The organism is Streptomyces sp. CA-294286 (assembly GCF_050947155.1).
GTDB lineage: Bacteria > Actinomycetota > Actinomycetes > Streptomycetales > Streptomycetaceae > Streptomyces.
Window position 1 is genome coordinate 767,392 of record NZ_CP192005.1, and the last position, 17,393, is coordinate 784,784.

At 71.7% G+C, this 17,393-nt stretch carries 20 protein-coding genes; 7 read left to right on the forward strand and 13 right to left on the reverse strand.

Annotated elements, in window-relative coordinates:
• Nucleotides 1–99: 99 nt before the first annotated feature.
• The gene (cpt, locus tag ACQPZG_RS08180; protein WP_433545167.1) at nucleotides 100–636 is read right to left on the reverse strand and encodes a chloramphenicol phosphotransferase CPT; all 537 of its coding nucleotides are present in this window, start codon (nucleotides 634–636) and stop codon (nucleotides 100–102) included.
• Between the two features lie 382 nt (nucleotides 637–1,018).
• Between cpt and ACQPZG_RS08185 the strand changes: the two genes are divergently transcribed.
• Nucleotides 1,019–3,166: a GTPase-associated protein 1-related protein gene (locus tag ACQPZG_RS08185; protein ID WP_433545168.1), complete on the forward strand. Its 2,148-nt coding sequence runs from the start codon at nucleotides 1,019–1,021 to the stop codon at nucleotides 3,164–3,166.
• Between the two features lie 146 nt (nucleotides 3,167–3,312).
• On the opposite strand, the gene ACQPZG_RS08190 is transcribed toward ACQPZG_RS08185, so the two are convergent.
• The 5 genes from ACQPZG_RS08190 to ACQPZG_RS08210 all read right to left on the reverse strand — a co-directional run bounded on the left by ACQPZG_RS08190 (nucleotide 3,313) and on the right by ACQPZG_RS08210 (nucleotide 7,288).
• The gene (locus ACQPZG_RS08190) at nucleotides 3,313–3,816 is read right to left on the reverse strand and encodes a lamin tail domain-containing protein (protein ID WP_433545169.1); all 504 of its coding nucleotides are present in this window, start codon (nucleotides 3,814–3,816) and stop codon (nucleotides 3,313–3,315) included.
• A 221-nt stretch (nucleotides 3,817–4,037) separates the two neighbouring features.
• Entirely contained in the window at nucleotides 4,038–4,949 is a 912-nt protein-coding gene (locus ACQPZG_RS08195) for a biotin-dependent carboxyltransferase family protein (RefSeq protein ID WP_433545170.1), read from the reverse strand.
• Nucleotides 4,946–5,611 carry a 5-oxoprolinase subunit B family protein gene (locus tag ACQPZG_RS08200; protein WP_433545171.1) on the reverse strand — a complete coding sequence of 222 codons (666 nt, stop codon included), beginning with the start codon at nucleotides 5,609–5,611 and terminating at the stop codon, nucleotides 4,946–4,948. Before ACQPZG_RS08200 ends, ACQPZG_RS08195 begins: the two co-directional genes overlap by 4 nt.
• 199 nt (nucleotides 5,612–5,810) lie before the next feature.
• On the reverse strand, nucleotides 5,811–6,608 hold the full coding sequence (locus tag ACQPZG_RS08205) for a LamB/YcsF family protein (protein WP_433545172.1): 798 nt from the start codon (nucleotides 6,606–6,608) through the stop codon (nucleotides 5,811–5,813).
• A complete protein-coding gene (locus tag ACQPZG_RS08210) occupies nucleotides 6,605–7,288 on the reverse strand; it encodes a GntR family transcriptional regulator (RefSeq protein WP_433545173.1) in 684 nt (227 codons plus the stop codon). The genes ACQPZG_RS08205 and ACQPZG_RS08210 overlap by 4 nt, the downstream gene beginning before the upstream one ends.
• 238 nt (nucleotides 7,289–7,526) lie before the next feature.
• Between ACQPZG_RS08210 and ACQPZG_RS08215 the strand changes: the two genes are divergently transcribed.
• Genes ACQPZG_RS08215 through pcp form a run of 3 tightly spaced genes read left to right on the forward strand, consistent with a single transcriptional unit; the run spans nucleotide 7,527 to nucleotide 9,881 of the window.
• On the forward strand, nucleotides 7,527–8,243 hold the full coding sequence (locus ACQPZG_RS08215) for a DUF969 domain-containing protein (RefSeq protein ID WP_433545174.1): 717 nt from the start codon (nucleotides 7,527–7,529) through the stop codon (nucleotides 8,241–8,243).
• Nucleotides 8,240–9,208 (forward strand): DUF979 domain-containing protein, encoded by a 969-nt coding sequence (locus ACQPZG_RS08220; RefSeq protein ID WP_433545175.1) that lies wholly within the window; start codon nucleotides 8,240–8,242, stop codon nucleotides 9,206–9,208. The genes ACQPZG_RS08215 and ACQPZG_RS08220 overlap by 4 nt, the downstream gene beginning before the upstream one ends.
• 19 nt (nucleotides 9,209–9,227) lie before the next feature.
• Nucleotides 9,228–9,881 (forward strand): pyroglutamyl-peptidase I, encoded by a 654-nt coding sequence (pcp, locus tag ACQPZG_RS08225; RefSeq protein WP_433545176.1) that lies wholly within the window; start codon nucleotides 9,228–9,230, stop codon nucleotides 9,879–9,881.
• Nucleotides 9,882–9,908: 27 nt separating this feature from the next.
• Here pcp and ACQPZG_RS08230 read toward each other — a convergent pair whose 3' ends face one another.
• Nucleotides 9,909–10,364, reverse strand: coding sequence for an ATP-binding protein (locus ACQPZG_RS08230; RefSeq protein ID WP_433545177.1), 456 nt, complete (start codon nucleotides 10,362–10,364; stop codon nucleotides 9,909–9,911).
• Between the two features lie 159 nt (nucleotides 10,365–10,523).
• Between ACQPZG_RS08230 and ACQPZG_RS08235 the strand changes: the two genes are divergently transcribed.
• Both ACQPZG_RS08235 and ACQPZG_RS08240 read left to right on the forward strand, forming a co-directional pair.
• Nucleotides 10,524–11,366 carry a helix-turn-helix domain-containing protein gene (locus tag ACQPZG_RS08235; RefSeq protein ID WP_433545178.1) on the forward strand — a complete coding sequence of 281 codons (843 nt, stop codon included), beginning with the start codon at nucleotides 10,524–10,526 and terminating at the stop codon, nucleotides 11,364–11,366.
• Nucleotides 11,363–11,599 carry a DUF397 domain-containing protein gene (locus ACQPZG_RS08240; RefSeq protein ID WP_433545179.1) on the forward strand — a complete coding sequence of 79 codons (237 nt, stop codon included), beginning with the start codon at nucleotides 11,363–11,365 and terminating at the stop codon, nucleotides 11,597–11,599. The genes ACQPZG_RS08235 and ACQPZG_RS08240 overlap by 4 nt, the downstream gene beginning before the upstream one ends.
• Nucleotides 11,600–11,629: 30 nt before the next feature.
• On the opposite strand, the gene ACQPZG_RS08245 is transcribed toward ACQPZG_RS08240, so the two are convergent.
• Together ACQPZG_RS08245 and ACQPZG_RS08250 are read right to left on the reverse strand one after the other, a co-directional pair.
• Nucleotides 11,630–12,124: an SgcJ/EcaC family oxidoreductase gene (locus ACQPZG_RS08245; RefSeq protein WP_433545180.1), complete on the reverse strand. Its 495-nt coding sequence runs from the start codon at nucleotides 12,122–12,124 to the stop codon at nucleotides 11,630–11,632.
• The gene (locus tag ACQPZG_RS08250) at nucleotides 12,121–12,759 is read right to left on the reverse strand and encodes an HD domain-containing protein (protein WP_433545181.1); all 639 of its coding nucleotides are present in this window, start codon (nucleotides 12,757–12,759) and stop codon (nucleotides 12,121–12,123) included. Before ACQPZG_RS08250 ends, ACQPZG_RS08245 begins: the two co-directional genes overlap by 4 nt.
• Nucleotides 12,760–12,903: 144 nt before the next feature.
• Here ACQPZG_RS08250 and ACQPZG_RS08255 point away from each other — a divergent pair, with 144 nt between their 5' ends.
• Complete coding sequence (locus ACQPZG_RS08255) at nucleotides 12,904–13,890, forward strand: GlxA family transcriptional regulator (RefSeq protein WP_433545182.1); 987 nt, start codon at nucleotides 12,904–12,906, stop codon at nucleotides 13,888–13,890.
• Nucleotides 13,891–13,986: 96 nt separating this feature from the next.
• Here ACQPZG_RS08255 and msrB read toward each other — a convergent pair whose 3' ends face one another.
• The 4 genes from msrB to ACQPZG_RS08275 all read right to left on the reverse strand — a co-directional run bounded on the left by msrB (nucleotide 13,987) and on the right by ACQPZG_RS08275 (nucleotide 17,334).
• Nucleotides 13,987–14,394, reverse strand: coding sequence for a peptide-methionine (R)-S-oxide reductase MsrB (gene msrB, locus ACQPZG_RS08260; protein ID WP_433545183.1), 408 nt, complete (start codon nucleotides 14,392–14,394; stop codon nucleotides 13,987–13,989).
• Between the two features lie 54 nt (nucleotides 14,395–14,448).
• Nucleotides 14,449–15,858 (reverse strand): UDP-N-acetylmuramate--L-alanine ligase, encoded by a 1,410-nt coding sequence (gene murC / locus ACQPZG_RS08265; RefSeq protein ID WP_433545184.1) that lies wholly within the window; start codon nucleotides 15,856–15,858, stop codon nucleotides 14,449–14,451.
• A 39-nt stretch (nucleotides 15,859–15,897) separates the two neighbouring features.
• Entirely contained in the window at nucleotides 15,898–16,368 is a 471-nt protein-coding gene (locus ACQPZG_RS08270) for an indole-3-glycerol phosphate synthase (protein WP_433545185.1), read from the reverse strand.
• A 201-nt stretch (nucleotides 16,369–16,569) separates the two neighbouring features.
• Nucleotides 16,570–17,334: a pyrimidine reductase family protein gene (locus ACQPZG_RS08275; RefSeq protein WP_433545186.1), complete on the reverse strand. Its 765-nt coding sequence runs from the start codon at nucleotides 17,332–17,334 to the stop codon at nucleotides 16,570–16,572.
• Nucleotides 17,335–17,393 lie beyond the last annotated feature (59 nt).

The following is a 17,393-nucleotide window of genomic DNA, read 5'->3' on the forward strand; positions in this document are numbered from 1 at the left end:
AGCACGGGCCCCTTCTCCCCCGGGGAACGCGCGGCCTCGGCCCCGCGGCCCCCTCGCCCGTCCGACGCGACACCCCCGCGATCACTCCGTCCGGCGCGATCACTCCGTCCGGCTCGCGATCAGCCGCGCGCACTCCATCGCCCCGCTGTGCGCGGTGTCCACCTCGACGTCGTACCGCACGCCCTCGTGCACCGGCTCGGCCTGCCCGGCGGCCATTCCGGCGGTACGGCCCCCACGGCCCGCCTCGCGTGCCGCCGCCACCGGGGCCGCGCACCGCACGCCGACCCACAGCACCTCGACGTCGTCGCCGATCGCCTTGAGCCACCGCGCCTGGGACGCGCCGCCCCCGAGGAACACCTCGTCGACGACGACCGGCGCCCCCGCCCGCGCCATCGCGACGACACCCGCGATCCACGCCTCCTCCAGGCGCCGGAACTCGGCCCCGACCGCCACCGTGCCGTCCGGCGCGAACCCGATCCCCGCGTCCCCCTCCCGCAGGGAAGCGGGCAGGGCGTCCACGAAGGTGTCCACGCCCAGGGACAGCCACGAACCCGGCAGCACCTCCTGGAGGCACCGGACGATGCTGGACTTCCCGGAGCTGGAACCACCGTTGAGAACGATCATCTGGGTCTTCATCGGGCCACGGTAGACCCCCGCGAGCCGCACCGGAGCGGGGACCCCGGCGCGCCGAAGCGGCTCGCACGGCGGCGGCCCGCGGGGTGCCGTTGACCGCCGTCACGCCCCCGAGAGGCCGCGTCCGTCGGGTCCGCGGCGCATCGCCGGGCCGTCGTGCGGGTCGTGTCACCCCTTCCGGGCATGAATATGCGCCAAAGGGCAGCAGGCGGCCCCGGGATCTGCTGGTATGGGTCCGGTCACGGGCGGAAGTGATCTTGGGTTGCGGTGTGCGGGGTAGGGGCCGGGGCGCGGTGTACGGCACCCTTACGGTTGCCGTCCCGAGTCCGACGCCCGACCCCGCACCACGCCACACGCGCCACGTACCAAGGGAGCGAACACACCGATGAGCCTGGCCCAGCTTCACTACACCGCGGCCTCCGGGTTCACGGCGGTCAGCCCCGAGGTCCCGCGCACACTGCTCGACGAGGCCGAGGAAGTACTCGCCGCCTTCCCCGCCTCCGCCTTCTCTCTCACGCAACTCTCCGACGGCAGCCGCCTGTTGAGCCGCACCACGACGGACCCGGAGACCGGTGCCGCCCACACCCACGCCGTCCACCTCCCGGCCGGAACCCGGCTGCCCGGGGGCGCGCTGCCGGTCACCGCGTGGGACTCGCCAGGTTGGGCCCCGCTCGCTCCCGCCTCCGGTTCGACCCCCTCCCCCCTGGAGGTCCTGACCCCGGCGGCGGGGTTCTTCGACCGGGAAGGGCTCGCCGACTTCGCGACGTGGCGCGGCCCCCGTCTGGCGGGCGTGCTCGCGGACGTCCGACGCCTCTGCGAGGATCCCGGGGCGGAACAGGTGGTGCTGATCGAGGAGGAACCGGCGGACATCGCCCGCTGGGTGGCGGTGGTGGGCGCGGCCCTCCCGCGCGAGCACGCGCACGCGCTGACCTTCACCACCTACGCGGAACGTCCCGAGCACGCCCTGCAACAGATCATCGGCACCTCACCGGACGTGGTGTTCCCCGCGGCGGAGTTCCGCGTGCACGGCTCCGGGGCCTCCGGCGTCTGCGAGGACGCCTGGGCCGTCGTGGCCGCCCAGGTCTGGCTGGCCGGCCGCCCCGAGCTCTTCAAGCGCGCCGCCGCGCAACCCTCCTTCCATGAAGGCGAGTTCGCGGCGGGGCCGCTCGCCGCGACGGCCCTCAGTGCCGGGGTCCCCCTCGACTCCCGGGGCCGCACCGCGGCCGCCGCCTGGGCGTGGGAGCACGCCGACGGGCTGGACGCGGGCGACTGGCCCGCCCTGCTCGGCGCGCTCTGCGCCCCGGTTCCCGGCTCGCGCCCGGACGGCGAACTGGCCGCGCTGGACCGCCTCGCGGCGCGCATCGACGGCAAGGTGGCGGCCGAGACGCTGGCTCCGCTCACCGCCCTGCTCGCCTCGGTGGACGACGACCCGGCCGCCGTCCCCGAGCTGGCCCGCAGGCTCGCCCACGAACTCCTCGCCGATCCGGACCGGGCCCGCGGCGCCGCCGTGCGCGAGGCGCTCGCCCAGCACAGTTCGCTGCACGCCCAGCTGCTCGTCCACCTGGACGAGTTGGCCCCGGACAATCCGTTCTCGCTGGTGCGTCTGCTGCACACAGCGGACCTGGTGCCGGGCGTGCCGGAGGGCCTGCCGCACCTGCGCATGTGCGCCGCGTACCCGGAGCCCGGCACGTCACGGACGGCCACGGAGGACCGCGAGTCGACCCTGCACACGGTGCTGCGCGCCGCGGGGGTCTCCCCGATGGTCGAGCCGCTCGTCCTGCGCACCGGTTTCCGGCTCGTCTGGCCCGGCGACCTTCTCCCCACCCCCCAGGAGGCCCGCTGGATCCTCGGCGAGACGGGCTCGGACGCGCACCGCACGGCGGGCACCTACCAGGAACTGATCCGGGCCGCTCTCGAAGGTCCCCCCGACGACCCGGACGTCACACCGCTGGCCGCCGACCTGATCCGCTGTTTCCCGCACGAGATCGACGCCCGTGAGCTGGGCGCGCTGCGTCTGCTGGTCTTCGCCGAGTCGCTGGCCGAGGGGCGGGCCGGAGCGGGCCCGGTGGCCACTGCGCTCACCCTGCGTTCCGCGGCCCACCCGGTCGAACCGCCGGTCCTCACACGGGTGTTCACCCTGCTGGCGCGCGACCTGCTCGCCGAGCAGCGGCCCCCCGGCGAGCTTTCCGCCCTGGCCCGCTCGGCCGACCCCGACCTCCTGGGCGCGTATGCGGCCACCGCCCGCAGCGCTCCCCAACTGGAGCGGCTGCGCACCGCCCCGTCGTACGCCGCCGACTGTTTCGTCGCCTGGACCTCGCACGTCGGCGCGAGCCCGCTGTGGGACGACACCCGTGCCGCGCTGCTGGAGGACGTGCTGCGTCCGGCGCTCCAGCACATGACGAGCCGTGAGATCGCGGCGGCCGAGGAGCATTTGAACCGTGCCGGCGGCAGCCACGCCTCGGACTTCCGCGCCTGGCACCGTCCGTCGGGCGGCACCCTGGGGAGGCTGGCGCGACGCTTCGGACGACGCTGACGAGCAGTCATGTCACGGACGACGGACCTCGGAACGCACCCCGCCCCCGTACCGGGTCGACCGATTCACGGGGGCGGGGCTGTCACCGCAGTGACAGTCGACTCAAGGACCGACGGGGCAGTGGCGCCGCCTCAGCGGTGTTCGTGTCAGTGGCAGTTGACGTTCTCTGCCTTGGTGCGTTGTCCCTTGCCCTTCCAGGTGCACGAGTCCACGCTCCTGCCCGACGCGTTCAGCAAGGTGGCGGTCTCCGTGCCGCTGTTGTTCCAGACGTACGCGGCGCGGCCCTTGTAGCGGTGGTCCCAGTGCACGTTGGCGGCCGTGTTGCGTCCGCTGCCCGTCCGCAGGGTCACCGTCTTGCCCGCGCCGAGCGAGAGGGCGCGGAAGGTGTACGTCCAACCGGCCCTGTCGCGTACTTTGTAGCCCTTGAGCTGGACCGCGTACCGGGTCCCGTTGTGAATCTGGACGTACTCCGAGTTGCGGCTGGCAAGCGAGCCGTTGTCCGCGCCCGGCCCGTTGTACTGGATCCACCCGAAGTGGACGCCCCCCTGGTGCCTCGGTGCCGCCTGGGCCGGAGCCACCGCACACACGAGCAGCCCGGCCACTCCTGCCGCGACCGGCACAGCCGCCCGTATGCCGTTCCCACGAAACATTCAAACCCCCATTCACGAAACCCACACGTTGCGGGCTTCGGAACCACATGTCACCACAAGGCGGCTCGCGCAGAGGGCGTTTCGGCAAAGAGGCGCTCCTGAGCGACAAAGAGGGCCCTTGCGGGTGACGCCTGCGCAGCTCCGCGCGTGCCCCAGCGGGGTCGACGAGTTCGGCGGCGGGGAGAAACCCGGCCCCGTGAGGGCCGTCCGTCCCCCGTCGGCTAGTACCGGGCCGGCCCCCGTACGTCGAACCGGATCGGCGTGCCCGGCACGGCCTGGGCCGCCGACGGGAGGTGGTCCTCGGGCACCACGCCGATCACCGGGTAGCCGCCGGTCACGGGGTGGTCGGCGAGGAAGACGACGGGCAGGCCGTCCGGGGGCACCTGGACGGCCCCCGACACCATCCCCTCGCTGGGCAGCTCGCCGTGGCGGGACCGCGTGAGGGCGGGACCTTCCGTGCGCAGGCCGATGCGGTTGGCGGACGGGGAGACGCGGTAGCCGGCACCGGCGAGAGTGCGCAGCGCGTCGCCGGTGAACCAGTCGTGGCGAGGGCCGAGGAACAGCGGAAGGACCAGTTCGGCGGGCGGAGCCTGCCAGGGCACCGAGTCCGGCGCGGGCGGTACGGCGTGCGGAGGACCGAGAGGGAGCACAGCCCCGGCGGCGAGGGGGGCGGGTCCGAGGCCGGAGAGCAGATCGGTGGAGCGGCTGCCCAGAACGGGCTCGGCACACACCCCGCCCGCGAAAGCAACGTACGTACGAATTCCTGCCGTTGGTCGGCCGATGTCGAGGAGCGCACCGTCGGCGACCCGCACCGGGGCGCCCCAGGGGGCGGGGCGGCCGTCGACCCGCACGGGTGCCGGCGCGCCGGTCACGGCGACGGTCACCGGCGTACGGGCACGGACCCGGACCGTCACGCCGTCCAGGGTCGTCTCCAGGACGGCGGCCTCCGCAGGGTTGCCCACGAGCCGGTTGGCCAGCCGGTGGGCGGGCGGGTCGAGCGCTCCGGAACGGGGAACGCCCAGGTGGGCGTGGCCGGGGCGGCCCGCGTCCTGCACGGTGGTGAGGGCTCCCGGGCGTACGACTTCCAGGACCGCGAGAGTTTCCGGAGTTTCGGCGGTGTCCTCGGTGCTCAACGGCCGGCCTCCTCGGTGAAGCGGACCCGGGTGCCGGGGGCGAGCAGGGCCGCTGGTTCCCGGCGCGGATCCCACAGGACGACGTCGGTGGTGCCGACGAGCTGCCAGCCGCCGGGGGACGAGCGGGGGTAGACCCCCGCGTACTCCCCGGCGAGGGCGACCGACCCTGCGGGGACGGCGGTACGCGGGGTGGCCCGGCGCGGCAGGTGGAGGGCACCGGGCAGTCCGCTGAGGTAGCCGAACCCGGGTGCGAACCCGCAGAAGGCGACGCGGAGTTCGAGTGCACCGAGAGTTTCCGGGACCCGGTCGGGCGACATGCCCCAGCGGTCGGCCACCTCGGCGAGATCGGGGCCGTCGTAGCGGACCGGGATCTCGATCAGCGGGCCCTCGTCCGCGGTGAGTGGCGGGATGTGCCAGGTGCGGATTTCGGCGGCGAGGGCCTGCGGGTCGGCGAGTCCGTCGAGCAGCACGGTCCTGGCGGCCGGGACGATGTCGCGGACCTCGGGCAGCACGCCGGCGGCGCGTCGCCGCAGCAGCTCCGCGTGAAATGCCTGCGCCTCGGCGAGACCGGCCAGCTCGACGAGCAGGGCACCGGGGCCCATGGGGCGGACGTGCAGGGGAGCGGACGAGGTATCGGTGGTGTGCGTACCGCCGGTGCTCATGCGAGAGCCTCCCGCTGCTTGCCGTCAGAGGGCGGCATGGCCGCTTCCGGCAGGCCGGGGGCTCCTGCGACCCGAAGGACCGCCTCCGGACTGCCTGCACGCGGCGGTGAGACCCTTCCGCGCGCGGCGGGTGCCGACGCGCCCCGTCGGCGGACTCGGGCAGAGCGCCTCGACGCCGAAGCCGAAGCTCCATGCTCGGTCACGCGAACGCCTCCAGCCTGGCTCCCGCGCGCAGCAGTTCGTCCCGTACGCGGCCGGCGAGTCGCGCCGCGCCCGGGGTGTCGCCGTGCAGGCAGAGCGAGCGCGCCACAACCGGGACGCTCTCCCCGGTCAGCGCGGTGACCGCCCCCCGCGTGACCATCGCGACCGAATGGGCGACCACCGCATCCGGGTCGTGGATCACCGCGCCTGGCTCGCGGCGGGGCACCAGGGTGCCGTGCGCGGTGTAGGCGCGGTCGGCGAACGCCTCGCCCACCGACCTGAGTTGCTGCCTCCCGGCCTCCGCGAGGAGTTCCGAGCCGGGGAGGCCGAGGACGGGGAGGTCGCCGCCCGCCATCCGCACCCCAGCGACGACGGCGGCGGCCTGCTCCGCGTCGGCGACGGTGCGGTTGTAGAGCGCGCCGTGGGGCTTCACGTAGGCGACACGGGATCCCGCCGCACGGGCGAAGACCTGCAACGCGCCGATTTGATAGGCGACTTCGGCCGCGAGTTCGTCCGGCGGGACGTCCATCGCGCGCCGCCCGAAGCCCGCCAGGTCGCGGTACGACACCTGCGCGCCGATCCGCACCCCCCGCTCGGCGGCCAGCTCGCACACCCGGCGCATCGTCACGGGGTCGCCCGCGTGGAAACCGCAGGCGACGTTGGCGCTGGTGACGACGGAGAGCAGGGCTTCGTCGTCGGTGAGGGTCCAGCGGCCGAAGCCTTCACCGAGATCGGCGTTGAGGTCGATCGCGCCGACCGGCTCCGGCTCGGCCGGTCCTTCCGCTGTGCCGGTCATGCTCGCTCCTTGGCCTGGGCGTCGAGTGTGTCGAGGATCAGTTGCCGCGAGTCGGCGAGATAGCTCGCCAACTCCGCCTCTGCGTTCTTGAGTTGTGCTCTCTGTATCAACTCGACGATGGTCCGGTTGCGTCCCACGAAGGGTTCGTGGAGGTGGGCCGGGGAGGGCATCTCCTGGAACACCAGGCGGAGTTCGGCGAGGATCGCGCTCATGTAGGAGTCGGTGCGCGGGCTGCCGGCCAGGGCGGCGAGCGCGCGGTGGAAACGGATGCCCGCGTCGGCGACGTGCGGCCAGTCACCGCTCGTGGCGGCCTTCTCTCCCTCCTCCACCGCCCGCAGCACCTCGGCGAGGAGTGGCCGCGATGCCTGGCCCGCCGCCCGTACGCCTGCCGTCTCCAGGGCACACCGCACCGCGTAGATGTCCACGATGTCGGCCGGGCCCGGGGTCCGTACGAACACGCCCCGGTTGAACTCGTGCACCACCAGCCGCTCGTGCACCAGCAGCCGGAATGCCTCGCGCACGGTGTTGCGCGAGACGCCGTACGCCTCGGCGAGCGACGCCTCGGGCAACTGCTCGCCGGGCTTCAGGCCGCCCTCGGCAATGCGGTCGCGCAGGGACGCGGCGACGCGCTGGGCGGTGCCGGTGCCGGGTTGCGCACCGGCGGCTTCGCTGAGCTTCACGGTTCCTCCTCGCTCGTTCGCCGTTCCACGTCCTCGGCGCACTCCATGGTCAGCAGTATCGCGTCCGCCGGAAGACCGTACTCCGGAAAGCATTGTGTGATTGTTGAGCAATACCTTACTGTCACCGGAATCCGCTAGTCCGTTGTTCGGCACTCGGCGTCCGGCAGTCCGTACCCCGCCGGAGCTACCGAGGGACCGCAGACGGACCCAGACCGACTGACTGGAAGGCGGGCGACTCGTGATCGTCCTTCTCGGCGTCGTCGTGGTGATCGCAGGTTTCGCCACCCGACGCAATCCCCTGCTGGTGGTCGGCGTCGCCGGCATAGCCACCGGCCTGCTCGGCGGCCTGTCGCCGCGCGAGGTGCTCGCCTCGTTCGGTGAGGGCTTCGCCTCCAGCAGGTCCGTGACGATCTTCGTGATCACGCTGCCGGTGATCGGCCTCCTGGAGCGTTACGGACTCCAGGAACAGGCCCGCCGCCTCATCTCCCGCTTCACCAAGCTCACCACGGGCCGCTTCCTCACCCTGTATCTCGGCCTGCGCCAGCTCACCGCCGCGCTCGGCCTCGTCAGCCTCGGCGGCCCGGCGCAGACCGTGCGTCCGCTCGTCGCCCCGATGGCGGAGGCGGCGGCCGAGAAGAAGTACGGGACGCTGCCGGAGAAGTGGCGCGAGAAGGTGCGTTCGCACTCCTCGGGCGCCGACACCGTGGGTCTGTTCTTCGGCGAGGACTGCTTCCTCGCGATCGGCTCGATCCTGCTCATCACGGGCTTCGTGAACACCACGTACAACCAGCACCTCGAACCGCTGCACCTGGCCCTGTGGGCGATCCCCACCGCCGTCTGCGCCTTCTTCATCCACGGCGCACGCCTGCTACGTCTCGACCGCCAGATGGCCCGCGAGCTCAAGGCCGGCCCCGCCGCCGATGCCGCCGCCGCCGAACAGGAGACGGCCAAGTGATCAAGGCAGAGTGGTTCTACTGGCTCATCGGCGCCGTCTTCCTGGTGATGGCGGCGCAGATGTTCGTGGACCGTACGAACCCGAAACGCTTCGGCACGGCCGCCTTCTGGGGCCTGCTCGGCGTCGGTTTCGTCTACAGCACCGGGGTGGTCGACGAGTCGCTGCCCGCCGAACCCCTGGGCGTCCTCGTCCTGGTCATGATCCTGCTGGCGGGCTGCGGCTTCACCGGACGCGGCAAGGTCAGCACCACCACCCCGGAACAGCGCACGGCCTCCGCCGTCCGCTTCGGCAGCAGACTCTTCATTCCGGCGCTGACGATTCCGGTCGTGGCGATGCTGTGCGCCACACTGCTGAAGAAGATCCACATCGGTGGGCAACCGGTCTTCCAGCAGGGCAGCGAGACCATCCTGGGGCTCGGCATCGGCGCGCTGGCCGCACTCGGCGTCGGAATGTTCCTGCTGCGCGAGAAGCGGATCAGCCTCCCCGTCCATGCGGGCCGCCACATGCTGGAGGCCATGGGCTGGGCGATGCTGCTGCCGCAGTTGCTCGCCGTGCTGGGCTCGATCTTCCAGGAGACGGGGGTCGGCGCACAGGTCGGCAAGATCACCGAGGCCGTGCTGCCGAGCGGAATGATCTACGTCTCGGTCCTCGTCTACTGCCTGGGCATGGCCCTCTTCACGGTCATCATGGGCAACGCCTTCGCCGCGTTCCCGGTGATGACGGCCGCCATCGGCTGGCCGGTCCTCATCCAGTCGGGCGGCGGCGACCCCGCCGTGGTCCTCGCGGTCGGCATGCTGTCGGGCTTCTGCGGCACGCTGTGCACACCGATGGCGGCCAACTTCAACCTGGTTCCGGCGGCACTGCTGGAGCTGAAGGACCAGTACGGACCGATCAAGGCCCAGATCCCGACGGCGGGTGCGCTGCTGGTCTGCAACATCGCCGTCATCTCACTGTTCGCCTTCTAGCCCGCGAAGAGGAAACCCCATGCCCACCCTCCCCCGCGTCCTGCTCACCGGCTTCGAGCCCTTCGGCGGCGAGGACGTGAACCCGTCCTGGCAGGCGGTCTCCCTGGTACGGGACGCCCCGCCCGAGGGCGTCGAGCTGCGCGCCGTACGGCTCAGCTGTGTCTTCGGCCGCGCCAACGACGAACTCCGCGCAGCGGTCGCCGACTTCGCCCCCGACCTGGTCCTGTGTGTCGGCCAGGCGGGCGGCCGCCCGGACCTTACCGTCGAGCGCGTCGCCGTCAACGTCGACGACGCCCGCATCCCGGACAACGCGGGCAACCAGCCCGTCGACGAGCCGGTGGTACCGGGCGGTCCGGCCGCGTACTTCGCCCCGCTCCCCGTCAAGTCCTGCGTGGCGGCGGTACGCGCGGCAGGCCTGCCCGCCTCGGTCTCGCAGACCGCAGGCACCTTCGTCTGCAACCACGTCTTCTACGGCCTGGCCCACCTCGCCGCCACCGAACGCCCCGGCCTGCGCGGCGGTTTCGTCCACGTCCCGTACGCCCCGGAACAGGTCACGGCCCGCGCGCTGCCCTCCCTCCCCGTCCCCTCCATGGCGGACGGCCTGCGCGCGATCATCACGGCGGCACTGACGACGGAGACGGACCTGCGGGTCGCGGAGGGGGCGACGCACTGAGCACCGCCCCAGGCTGACGGCCGCTGCTCAATGGAGGTCGATCTCAGCGCGTACGGTCTTGCCGCCGGGCTCCCGGTCGTGCACGGACCACCGGTCGGCCAGCGCCTCGACCAGCAGGAGGCCGCGCCCGGAGTCCGCGTCGGATCCGGGCGCGGGGAGCGTTCCCGGTGCCGGAGGCCGCCGCTCGCCGCGCGCGTCCGACACCTCGATGCGCAGGAGGGCGTCCGTGGAGTGGTCGAGCTGTACGAGGCGCAGCTCGAAGTCCCGCCCCCGCACCCGCCCGTGGGTCACCGCGTTCGCGGCCAGCTCGGCAACGATCTGCGCGACGGCGTCGGACACCTCACTGCCGTACGGAATGCCCCAGGCGTGGCACTGGTGCAGAGCGAGCTGCCGGGCGAGACGGGCACCGCGTTCGGTCGGGCTGAGCAACTGCGCGAACGTACGTACGGTGACTGCGTCCTGCTGGGTCGGAAGTGACGTCATGGGCTCAATGTGGCGGTGGCCGAGCACAGTTCACCAGATCAGCGACCCGTACGCTGCGGCAGCGTACGGGTACGCACCGTAGACGTGAGTAGTAACAGGCCGTAACCATGGCTCTGTTGATGATGCGCGGGGAGACGTACGGCGCGAGAGGTGAGCGGGATGACGTACGACACGGACGGTGCGGAGAACGGCGGCGAACCGGAGAGCACGGACAGCCTCAAGGCGTTCGGCGAGGTCGTCAAGGCCTTCAGGAAACGGGCGTGCCTCACCCAGGAGCAGTTCGCCCCCTTGGTCCGGTACTCGCTGCCGACCGTCGCCTCGATCGAACAGGGACGGCGCTTCCCGCCGGGGGCGTTCGTGGAGCGGGCGGAGGAGGTGCTGGATGCGTTCGGGGTGATCAGGGGCGCGGCAAAGCATCTGGCGCGGAAGCCGGGGCTGGCGAAGTGGTTCCGGCAGTGGGCGAAGCTGGAAGAGACGGCGATCAGTCTCTACACATACGAATGCCGCCTGATTCCGGGCCTGTTGCAGACGGAGGGGTATGCGCGGACGCTGTTCAACAACCAACTGCCACCGATGTCGGACGCTGTGATCGACGAGCTGTGGGAGGGCCGCGCTATGCGGCAGCGCCTGCTCCGCGAGCGGCCCAACACAGCATTTAGCTTCATCCTGGAGGAGCACCTGTTCCGCCGCCATACCGGCGGCAGGGAAACGACCCGCGACCTCATCGATCATCTTCTGGCACTCGCCGAACAACGCAATATCGAGGTCCAGATCATGCCGCTGGAGCGGGCCACCCACGCCGGGATGGCCGGCCCGATGCAGCTCCTGGAAACGCCGGACAACAAGCAGCAGGCATACTGCGAGGGGCAGCGCGGTGGCCTGCTCGTCACTGAGCCCAACGAGGTCAGCGTGCTTCACATGCGGTATGCCAGGATGCGTTCACAGGCTCTTACCCTGGAAGAGTCCTTGAGCCTGTTGCAGCGGATGCGAGGAGAAACATGAGCACCACCGAGCTCGCGTGGTTCAAGAGCAGCTACAGCGGCGGCGATGGCGACAGCTGCGTGGAAGTAGCCCTCTCCTGGCACAAGTCCAGCTACAGCAGCAGTGGCGACGGCGACTGCGTCGAAGTAGCCACCTGCCCCACCACCGTCCACGTCCGCGACTCCAAGCTCACCGACAGCCCCGAGCTGACCCTCTCCGCCGCCGCCTGGACCTCCTTCCTCGCGCACGCCTGAACCGGTCGGGACCGTGGAACAGGCCACCCCTCACGCCAGCGGCAGCGCGCCCCGCGTCTCCCCGGCCGGCCGGCGGCCCAGGATGCGGCGTTCCTCCGCGCGGATCGGCATGTCGTTGATGCTCGCCTCGCGCCGCCGCATCAGCCCGAGGGCGTCGAATTCCCACAGCTCGTTGCCGTAGGAACGCCAGTGCCCGCCGTCCGCGTCCCGCCATTCGTACTGGAAACGGACGGCGATCCGGTCGTCGCCGAAGGACCACAGCTCCTTGCGCAGGGCGTAGTCCAGTTCCCTGCGCCACTTCGCGGCGAGGAACGCGCGGATCTCCTCGCGCCCGTGCAGGAAGGTGCCGCGGTTGCGCCACACCGAGTCCTCCGTGTAGGCGAGCGCCACGCGGTCGGGGTCACGCGTGTTCCACGCGTCCTCGGCGGCCTGCACCTTGGCCAGGGCGTCGGCCTCGGTGAACGGCGGTACCGGAGGGCGCACGCGCGCGGCCGGAAGGGCGTGCGGGTCCCGTGCGGCGCTCATTCCTCCCACCCCGAGTTCTGGATGACGGTCACGAAGTCGGTGCGGACGAAGCCCGGGGAGAAGTGGGCGAGCACATCGGACTTGACGTTGCCGAACGCGCTGTGGGGGCGGTGCGCGATGCCCTCGGTGAAGGCTTCAAGGATGCGGCGCTTGAAGTCGGGCCGGGGGAGCGCGGCCACCACGGCGTCCCGCTGTGCGTCGTCCACCTCGTCGAACCCGAGTCCCAGGACATCGACTTCGACTCCCGCGGTGACCAGGGCTACTTCCGGCTCCATCCGATGCGGGATCTCGGGAGTGGTGTGCAGGGCGATCGCGGTCCAGGCGAGCCGTGCGCGTTCGGGTGGCAGGCCGTGCCGCAGCAGGAAGTCGTGCGCCGCCTCCGCGCCGTCGATCTCGAAGCGCTGCCGGGACGCGGAGTACTTCCGCGTGAGTCCCAGGTCGTGGAAGAGGGCTGCCACATAGAGGAGTTCCGGGTCGAAGGCCAGCTGCCGGTATCTGCCGCGCAGCGCCCCGAAGAGGAAGACGCGGAGGGAATGGTCGTACAGGAGTGGGCCTGCGGTGTCGCGGACGAGGTCGCTCGCTTCCCTGGCGAGTGCGCTGTCGGGGATCTCGATGTCGGCGATGCGTGTGCTCATGGTCGGCTCCTCTGCGGTTGCCGCGGCCCGTCCGTTGGCGGGTACCGCGTTGCCTCCACCCTGCCGCTCGCACGCCGTCCGCCCCATGTCCGTCCGGCCAGGAATCCCACACATCCGGACATCGCGTGCCGCTAGCCTGGGAACATGAGCAGAGACCGCAACACCCACCCGCGGACCATCGGCGTGCTCGCCTACGACGGTGTGAGGCTGCTCGATGTCACCGCTCCGCTGGAGGTGTTCGGTACCGCGGCCCTTCTGGGCGCGCGCTACTCGGTGGTGCTGCTCTCCGCGCACGGCGGGCCCGTCACCACCTCCTCGGGGACCCGGTTGCTCGCGGACCCCGTCGACGGCCTGGCCGGACGGCTGCACACCCTCGTCGTGCCCGGCTCCCCCGCCCTGCCACGGCAGATGCCGGCCGGGCTCCTCGACACCGTCCGCGCCTTGCACTCGTGCTCCTGGCGCACCGCGTCCGTCTGCACGGGTGCCTTCGCACTCGCCGAGGCGGGACTGCTGCGGGGCCGGCGCGCCACCACGCACTGGCGGTACGCCCACGCGCTGGCCCGGCGCCACCCCGAGACGGAGGTGAATCCCGACGCGATCTTCGTGCGGGACGGCCGGATCTACACCTCGGCAGGCGTGAGCGCCGGACTCGACCTCTCGCTGGCCCTCGTCGAAACCGACGAGGGCCCCGACCTGGCCCGGGAGGTTGCGCGTGACCTGGTGGTCTTCCTTCAGCGTCCGGGCGGGCAGTCACAGTTCTCCGTCGTCGCCCGTACCCCCGCGCCCCGCCGCGGTTCGCTCGCCGCGCTGCTCAGGTCGATCGCCGCGGACCCGGCGGCGGACCACTCGCTGCCGGAACTCGCCCGCCGGGCCGGCCTCAGTGCCCGCCATCTCACCCGGCTCTTCCACGAGGAGGTCCGCGACACGCCCGGCGGCTACGTGGAGTCGGTCCGCCTGGAGGCGGCCCAGACCTTCCTCGACCAGGGCGAGAGCGTCACCTCCGCGGCCCGCCGCAGCGGCCTGGGCAGCGACGAGACCCTGCGCCGGGTGTTCGTGCGCCACCTCGGGGTGACCCCCTCGGCCTACCGGGCACGCTTCCGGACCTCGGCCCCGGCGGCCCCTGAGCCCTGATGCACGGCTCGCGCCAGAACGCAAAGATGCCCGCACAGAACTTCCTGTGCGGGCATCGAGCGACGTCAGCCGGTGAAGGCCAGCCCTTGGTCGGCGTCAGCCCTCGACCGGCGTCAGCCGCAGCGAGATCGAGTTGATGCAGTACCGCTGGTCCGTCGGGGTCGGGTAGCCCTCGCCCTCGAAGACGTGGCCCAGGTGGGAGCCGCAGCGGGCGCAGCGGACCTCCGTGCGGACCATGCCGTGGGAGGTGTCGGAGATCAGCTCGACGGCGTCCGTGTCCTTGGGGTCGTAGAAGGACGGCCAGCCGCAGTGGGACTCGAACTTGGTGGTGGAGGTGAAGAGTTCGGCGTTGCAGGCGCGGCAGGAGTAGACGCCGGTGGTCTTCGTGTCCGTGTACTCGCCGACGAAGGCGGGTTCGGTGCCGGCCTGGCGCAGGACGGCGTACTCGGCCGGGGTCAGTTCCTCGCGCCACTGCTCGTCGGGCTTCTCGATGTCGTACGGCATGACAGGTGTCCCCTTCTTGCTCGGTGCTGCGCGTGGCCTACTTCTGCGCGTGGCCTACTTCTGCGCGAGGCGGTCCAGGATGTGGGGTCCCAGGTCCGTCACGTCGCCCGCGCCCATGGTGAGAACCACGTCGCCGGGGCGGGACATTCCCGCGATCACGTCCGGGACGGTGGAGGCGTCGGAGACTGCCGTCACCTCGGCGCCCGCCTCCTTCGCCGCGTCGATGATCACGGCGCTGGTGACACCGGGGATCGGGTCCTCGCGGGCCGGGTAGATGTCGAGGACGACGGAGGCGTCCGCGAGGGCGAGTGCCTCGCCCATCTCCGTGCCGAGTTCCTGGGTGCGGGAGAAGAGGTGGGGCTGGAAGACGACCAGGAGGCGCGAGTCCGAGGAGTCGGAGGCGGTGGCTCCGCGCATCGCCTCCAGGTCGGCGGTCATCTCGGTGGGGTGGTGCGCGTACGAGTCGACGACCTGGACGCCCTGCTCCTCGCCCTTGAGCTGGAGGCGCCGCTTGACGCCGGTGTACTTGCCGAGCGCGGAGGCGAGGTTGTGCGCGGGCAGGCCGAGCGCGACGCCCGCGGCGAGGGCGGCGACCGCGTTGTGCGCGTAGTGCGCGCCGGGGACGGAGACCGTGAAGGTGAGGAACTTGCCGTTCATCAGCACGGTGACCTCGCTGGACAGGCCGCGCGGGGTGATCTTGTGGACCCGTACGTCGGCCTGGGCGGAGTCGCCGTAGGTGACGACGTTGAGGAGGTCGTTGCCGTGCAGGCGCTGGGTCAGTTCGACCGCGCCCTGCTGGTCGGCGTTGATCACGAGCGTGCCGCCGGGGACGATCTTGCCTGCGAAGGTCTCGAAGGACTCGTAGATCTCGTCCATGGAGGCGTAGTTGGCGTGGTGGTCGAGTTCGACGTTGAGGACGATCGCGACCTGGGGGTCGTACTTCTGGAAGCTGCGGTCGCTCTCGTCGGCCTCCGCGACGAAGATGTCGCCCTCGCCGTGCAGCGCGTTGGTGCCGGGGCCCGCGAGGTCGCCGCCGATGGCGTACGAGGGGTCCAGGCCCATCTCGGTGAGCGCGACGGCGAGCATGGAGGTGGTGGTGGTCTTGCCGTGGGTGCCTGCGACGGCGATGGCGCGCGTGCCGTCCATGAGGGAGGCGAGCGCGTCGGAGCGGTGGACGACGGGGATGTCCAGCTCGGCGGCGCGGACGAGCTCCGGGTTGTCGTCGCGGATCGCGGACGACACCACGACACTGGTGGCGTCGTCCGCGAGGTTGCCCGCCGCGTGCCCGATGTGGACGGTGACGTCCAGCTCGCGCAGGGACTGGGCGGTGGCGGACTCCTTGGCGTCGCTGCCCGCCACCTTCGCGCCGCGCTGGGCGAGGATCTTCGCGATGCCCGACATTCCGGCGCCGCCGATGCCGATGAAGTGCGGTCGGTCCAGGGCGGTGGGGATGCCGGGTGCCATGCGTTCTCCAGGATCTAGCTTCTTGGCGGGAGGCCCAGCCTATTCGCTGTGCGAGAAGAGCTTGAGCACCGGTACGCCGACCTTGTGGCGCGCCCTGGACGCCCAGTCGCGGTGGAAGAACTCCTCCACGTAGTGGGGCGCCGTCAGGACGATGACCTCGTCCGCCCCGGTCTCGTCCACCACCGACTTCAGCACGTCGAGGGGGTGTTCCTCGACGAGCCTGCCGACTGCTTCGCTGCCCGCCGCGCGCAGGGCCTCCAGGGAGGCGTCCAGGGCGGCCTGGGCCGGCAGCCTGGCGTGGACGCCCTCGGGTTCGTCGCCCTCCTTGACGGCCTCTTCGAGTTCGCCGAGTGCGACGTCGTCGATGGCTCTCAGCAGGACGTCGGCCTGGTCGCCACGCGGTTGCATCAGCACCAGGAACGAGACCGCCTCGTCGCCGTGCAGGGTCGTGACGAACTCCACGTCGGTCGCGGTGAGGAGCTTCTCGATCATCAATACGCTCGTGAACATCTCCGGCGCCCTTTCTCCTTCTCCGACCCGTACCCGTACGCCTGTGCGCACCAGCTGCTGCGAATCCTTGCGGCAGGCACCCTTCCCCGTGCCGTGACGAGCACCGCGAGGTAAGTGTGCCCAGCGAGAGCTAACCGGAACGACAAATTCCGCCGTTTGTCGACTCCGGACGGCGCACCGGCCCGGTGATCACCCACGGCATCAGTCCCGACGGTACTGGGTGAACAGGAACCCGGCCTCCTCCAGTACGGACGACAGGGCGAACCGGTCGGGAACCGCGAGCCCCGGCCCGTCCGCGATCCGCTGGGCGCGGCCCGCGGTGAGCATCGGCGACACGGTCAGACACAGCTCGTCGAGCACGCCGTCCGCGACGAACCGGGCGAGCAGACGCGGGCCGCCCTCGGTGAGCTGCCGGGTGAGCCCGCGCTCGGCCAGGGCCCGCACCGCTCGGCCGGACTCCACCCGGGCGCCGTCGCCGCAGACCAGCACTTCGGCTCCGGCCTCCCGAGCGGCCTCGACGCGGTCCGGGGGCGCGGTGGCCCCGGTCAGCAGCAGGGTCGGCACGAGTGGCGAGGAGAAGAGCGGAAGCGAGAAGTCCAGGTCGCAGCTCGCGGTGACGACGGCGATCGCGGCGGCCGGCCCCTGCCCGGCCGCCGCGCGGCGGGCGGCGAACGCCTCGCGTGCGCGGGCGGGCCGGTAGCCCTCCTGGCGTACCGTTTCCGCACCCACCACGATCACGTCCGCCAGGCCGCGCAGGGTGCCGAAGACGCGCATGTCCGTGGCGGAGGAGATCGGCTGGGAGCGGCCGTCGTGCTGGGCCGCTCCGTCGAGCGTGGAGACCATGTTGGCCCGCAGCCAGACCTCGCGGTCCGGGGGGTACGCGTAGGCGTCGGCCAGCTCGTCGAGATCCCACTCCCCCACGGGGGAGGGGCGTGTTTCGTCGGTCACAGGGAACAGGCGTCGCATGGAGGGCAGTGTGGCACGGAGCTTAGGGTGGACGGTTGTGTCGTCCTCCTCACTGCCGC

What these genes read in the sequence shown, in the direction of transcription:
- cpt (WP_433545167.1), bottom strand. Translation starts at nt 636, where the DNA reads ATGAAGACCCAGATGATCGTTCTCAACGGTGGTTCCAGCTCCGGGAAG.
- ACQPZG_RS08185 (WP_433545168.1), top strand. Translation starts at nt 1,019, where the DNA reads ATGAGCCTGGCCCAGCTTCACTACACCGCGGCCTCCGGGTTCACGGCG.
- ACQPZG_RS08190 (WP_433545169.1), bottom strand. Translation starts at nt 3,816, where the DNA reads ATGTTTCGTGGGAACGGCATACGGGCGGCTGTGCCGGTCGCGGCAGGA.
- ACQPZG_RS08200 (WP_433545171.1), bottom strand. Translation starts at nt 5,611, where the DNA reads ATGAGCACCGGCGGTACGCACACCACCGATACCTCGTCCGCTCCCCTG.
- ACQPZG_RS08205 (WP_433545172.1), bottom strand. Translation starts at nt 6,608, where the DNA reads ATGACCGGCACAGCGGAAGGACCGGCCGAGCCGGAGCCGGTCGGCGCG.
- pcp (WP_433545176.1), top strand. Translation starts at nt 9,228, where the DNA reads ATGCCCACCCTCCCCCGCGTCCTGCTCACCGGCTTCGAGCCCTTCGGC.
- ACQPZG_RS08230 (WP_433545177.1), bottom strand. Translation starts at nt 10,364, where the DNA reads ATGACGTCACTTCCGACCCAGCAGGACGCAGTCACCGTACGTACGTTC.
- ACQPZG_RS08235 (WP_433545178.1), top strand. Translation starts at nt 10,524, where the DNA reads ATGACGTACGACACGGACGGTGCGGAGAACGGCGGCGAACCGGAGAGC.
- ACQPZG_RS08240 (WP_433545179.1), top strand. Translation starts at nt 11,363, where the DNA reads ATGAGCACCACCGAGCTCGCGTGGTTCAAGAGCAGCTACAGCGGCGGC.
- ACQPZG_RS08245 (WP_433545180.1), bottom strand. Translation starts at nt 12,124, where the DNA reads ATGAGCGCCGCACGGGACCCGCACGCCCTTCCGGCCGCGCGCGTGCGC.
- ACQPZG_RS08250 (WP_433545181.1), bottom strand. Translation starts at nt 12,759, where the DNA reads ATGAGCACACGCATCGCCGACATCGAGATCCCCGACAGCGCACTCGCC.
- ACQPZG_RS08255 (WP_433545182.1), top strand. Translation starts at nt 12,904, where the DNA reads ATGAGCAGAGACCGCAACACCCACCCGCGGACCATCGGCGTGCTCGCC.
- msrB (WP_433545183.1), bottom strand. Translation starts at nt 14,394, where the DNA reads ATGCCGTACGACATCGAGAAGCCCGACGAGCAGTGGCGCGAGGAACTG.
- murC (WP_433545184.1), bottom strand. Translation starts at nt 15,858, where the DNA reads ATGGCACCCGGCATCCCCACCGCCCTGGACCGACCGCACTTCATCGGC.
- ACQPZG_RS08270 (WP_433545185.1), bottom strand. Translation starts at nt 16,368, where the DNA reads ATGTTCACGAGCGTATTGATGATCGAGAAGCTCCTCACCGCGACCGAC.
- ACQPZG_RS08275 (WP_433545186.1), bottom strand. Translation starts at nt 17,334, where the DNA reads ATGCGACGCCTGTTCCCTGTGACCGACGAAACACGCCCCTCCCCCGTG.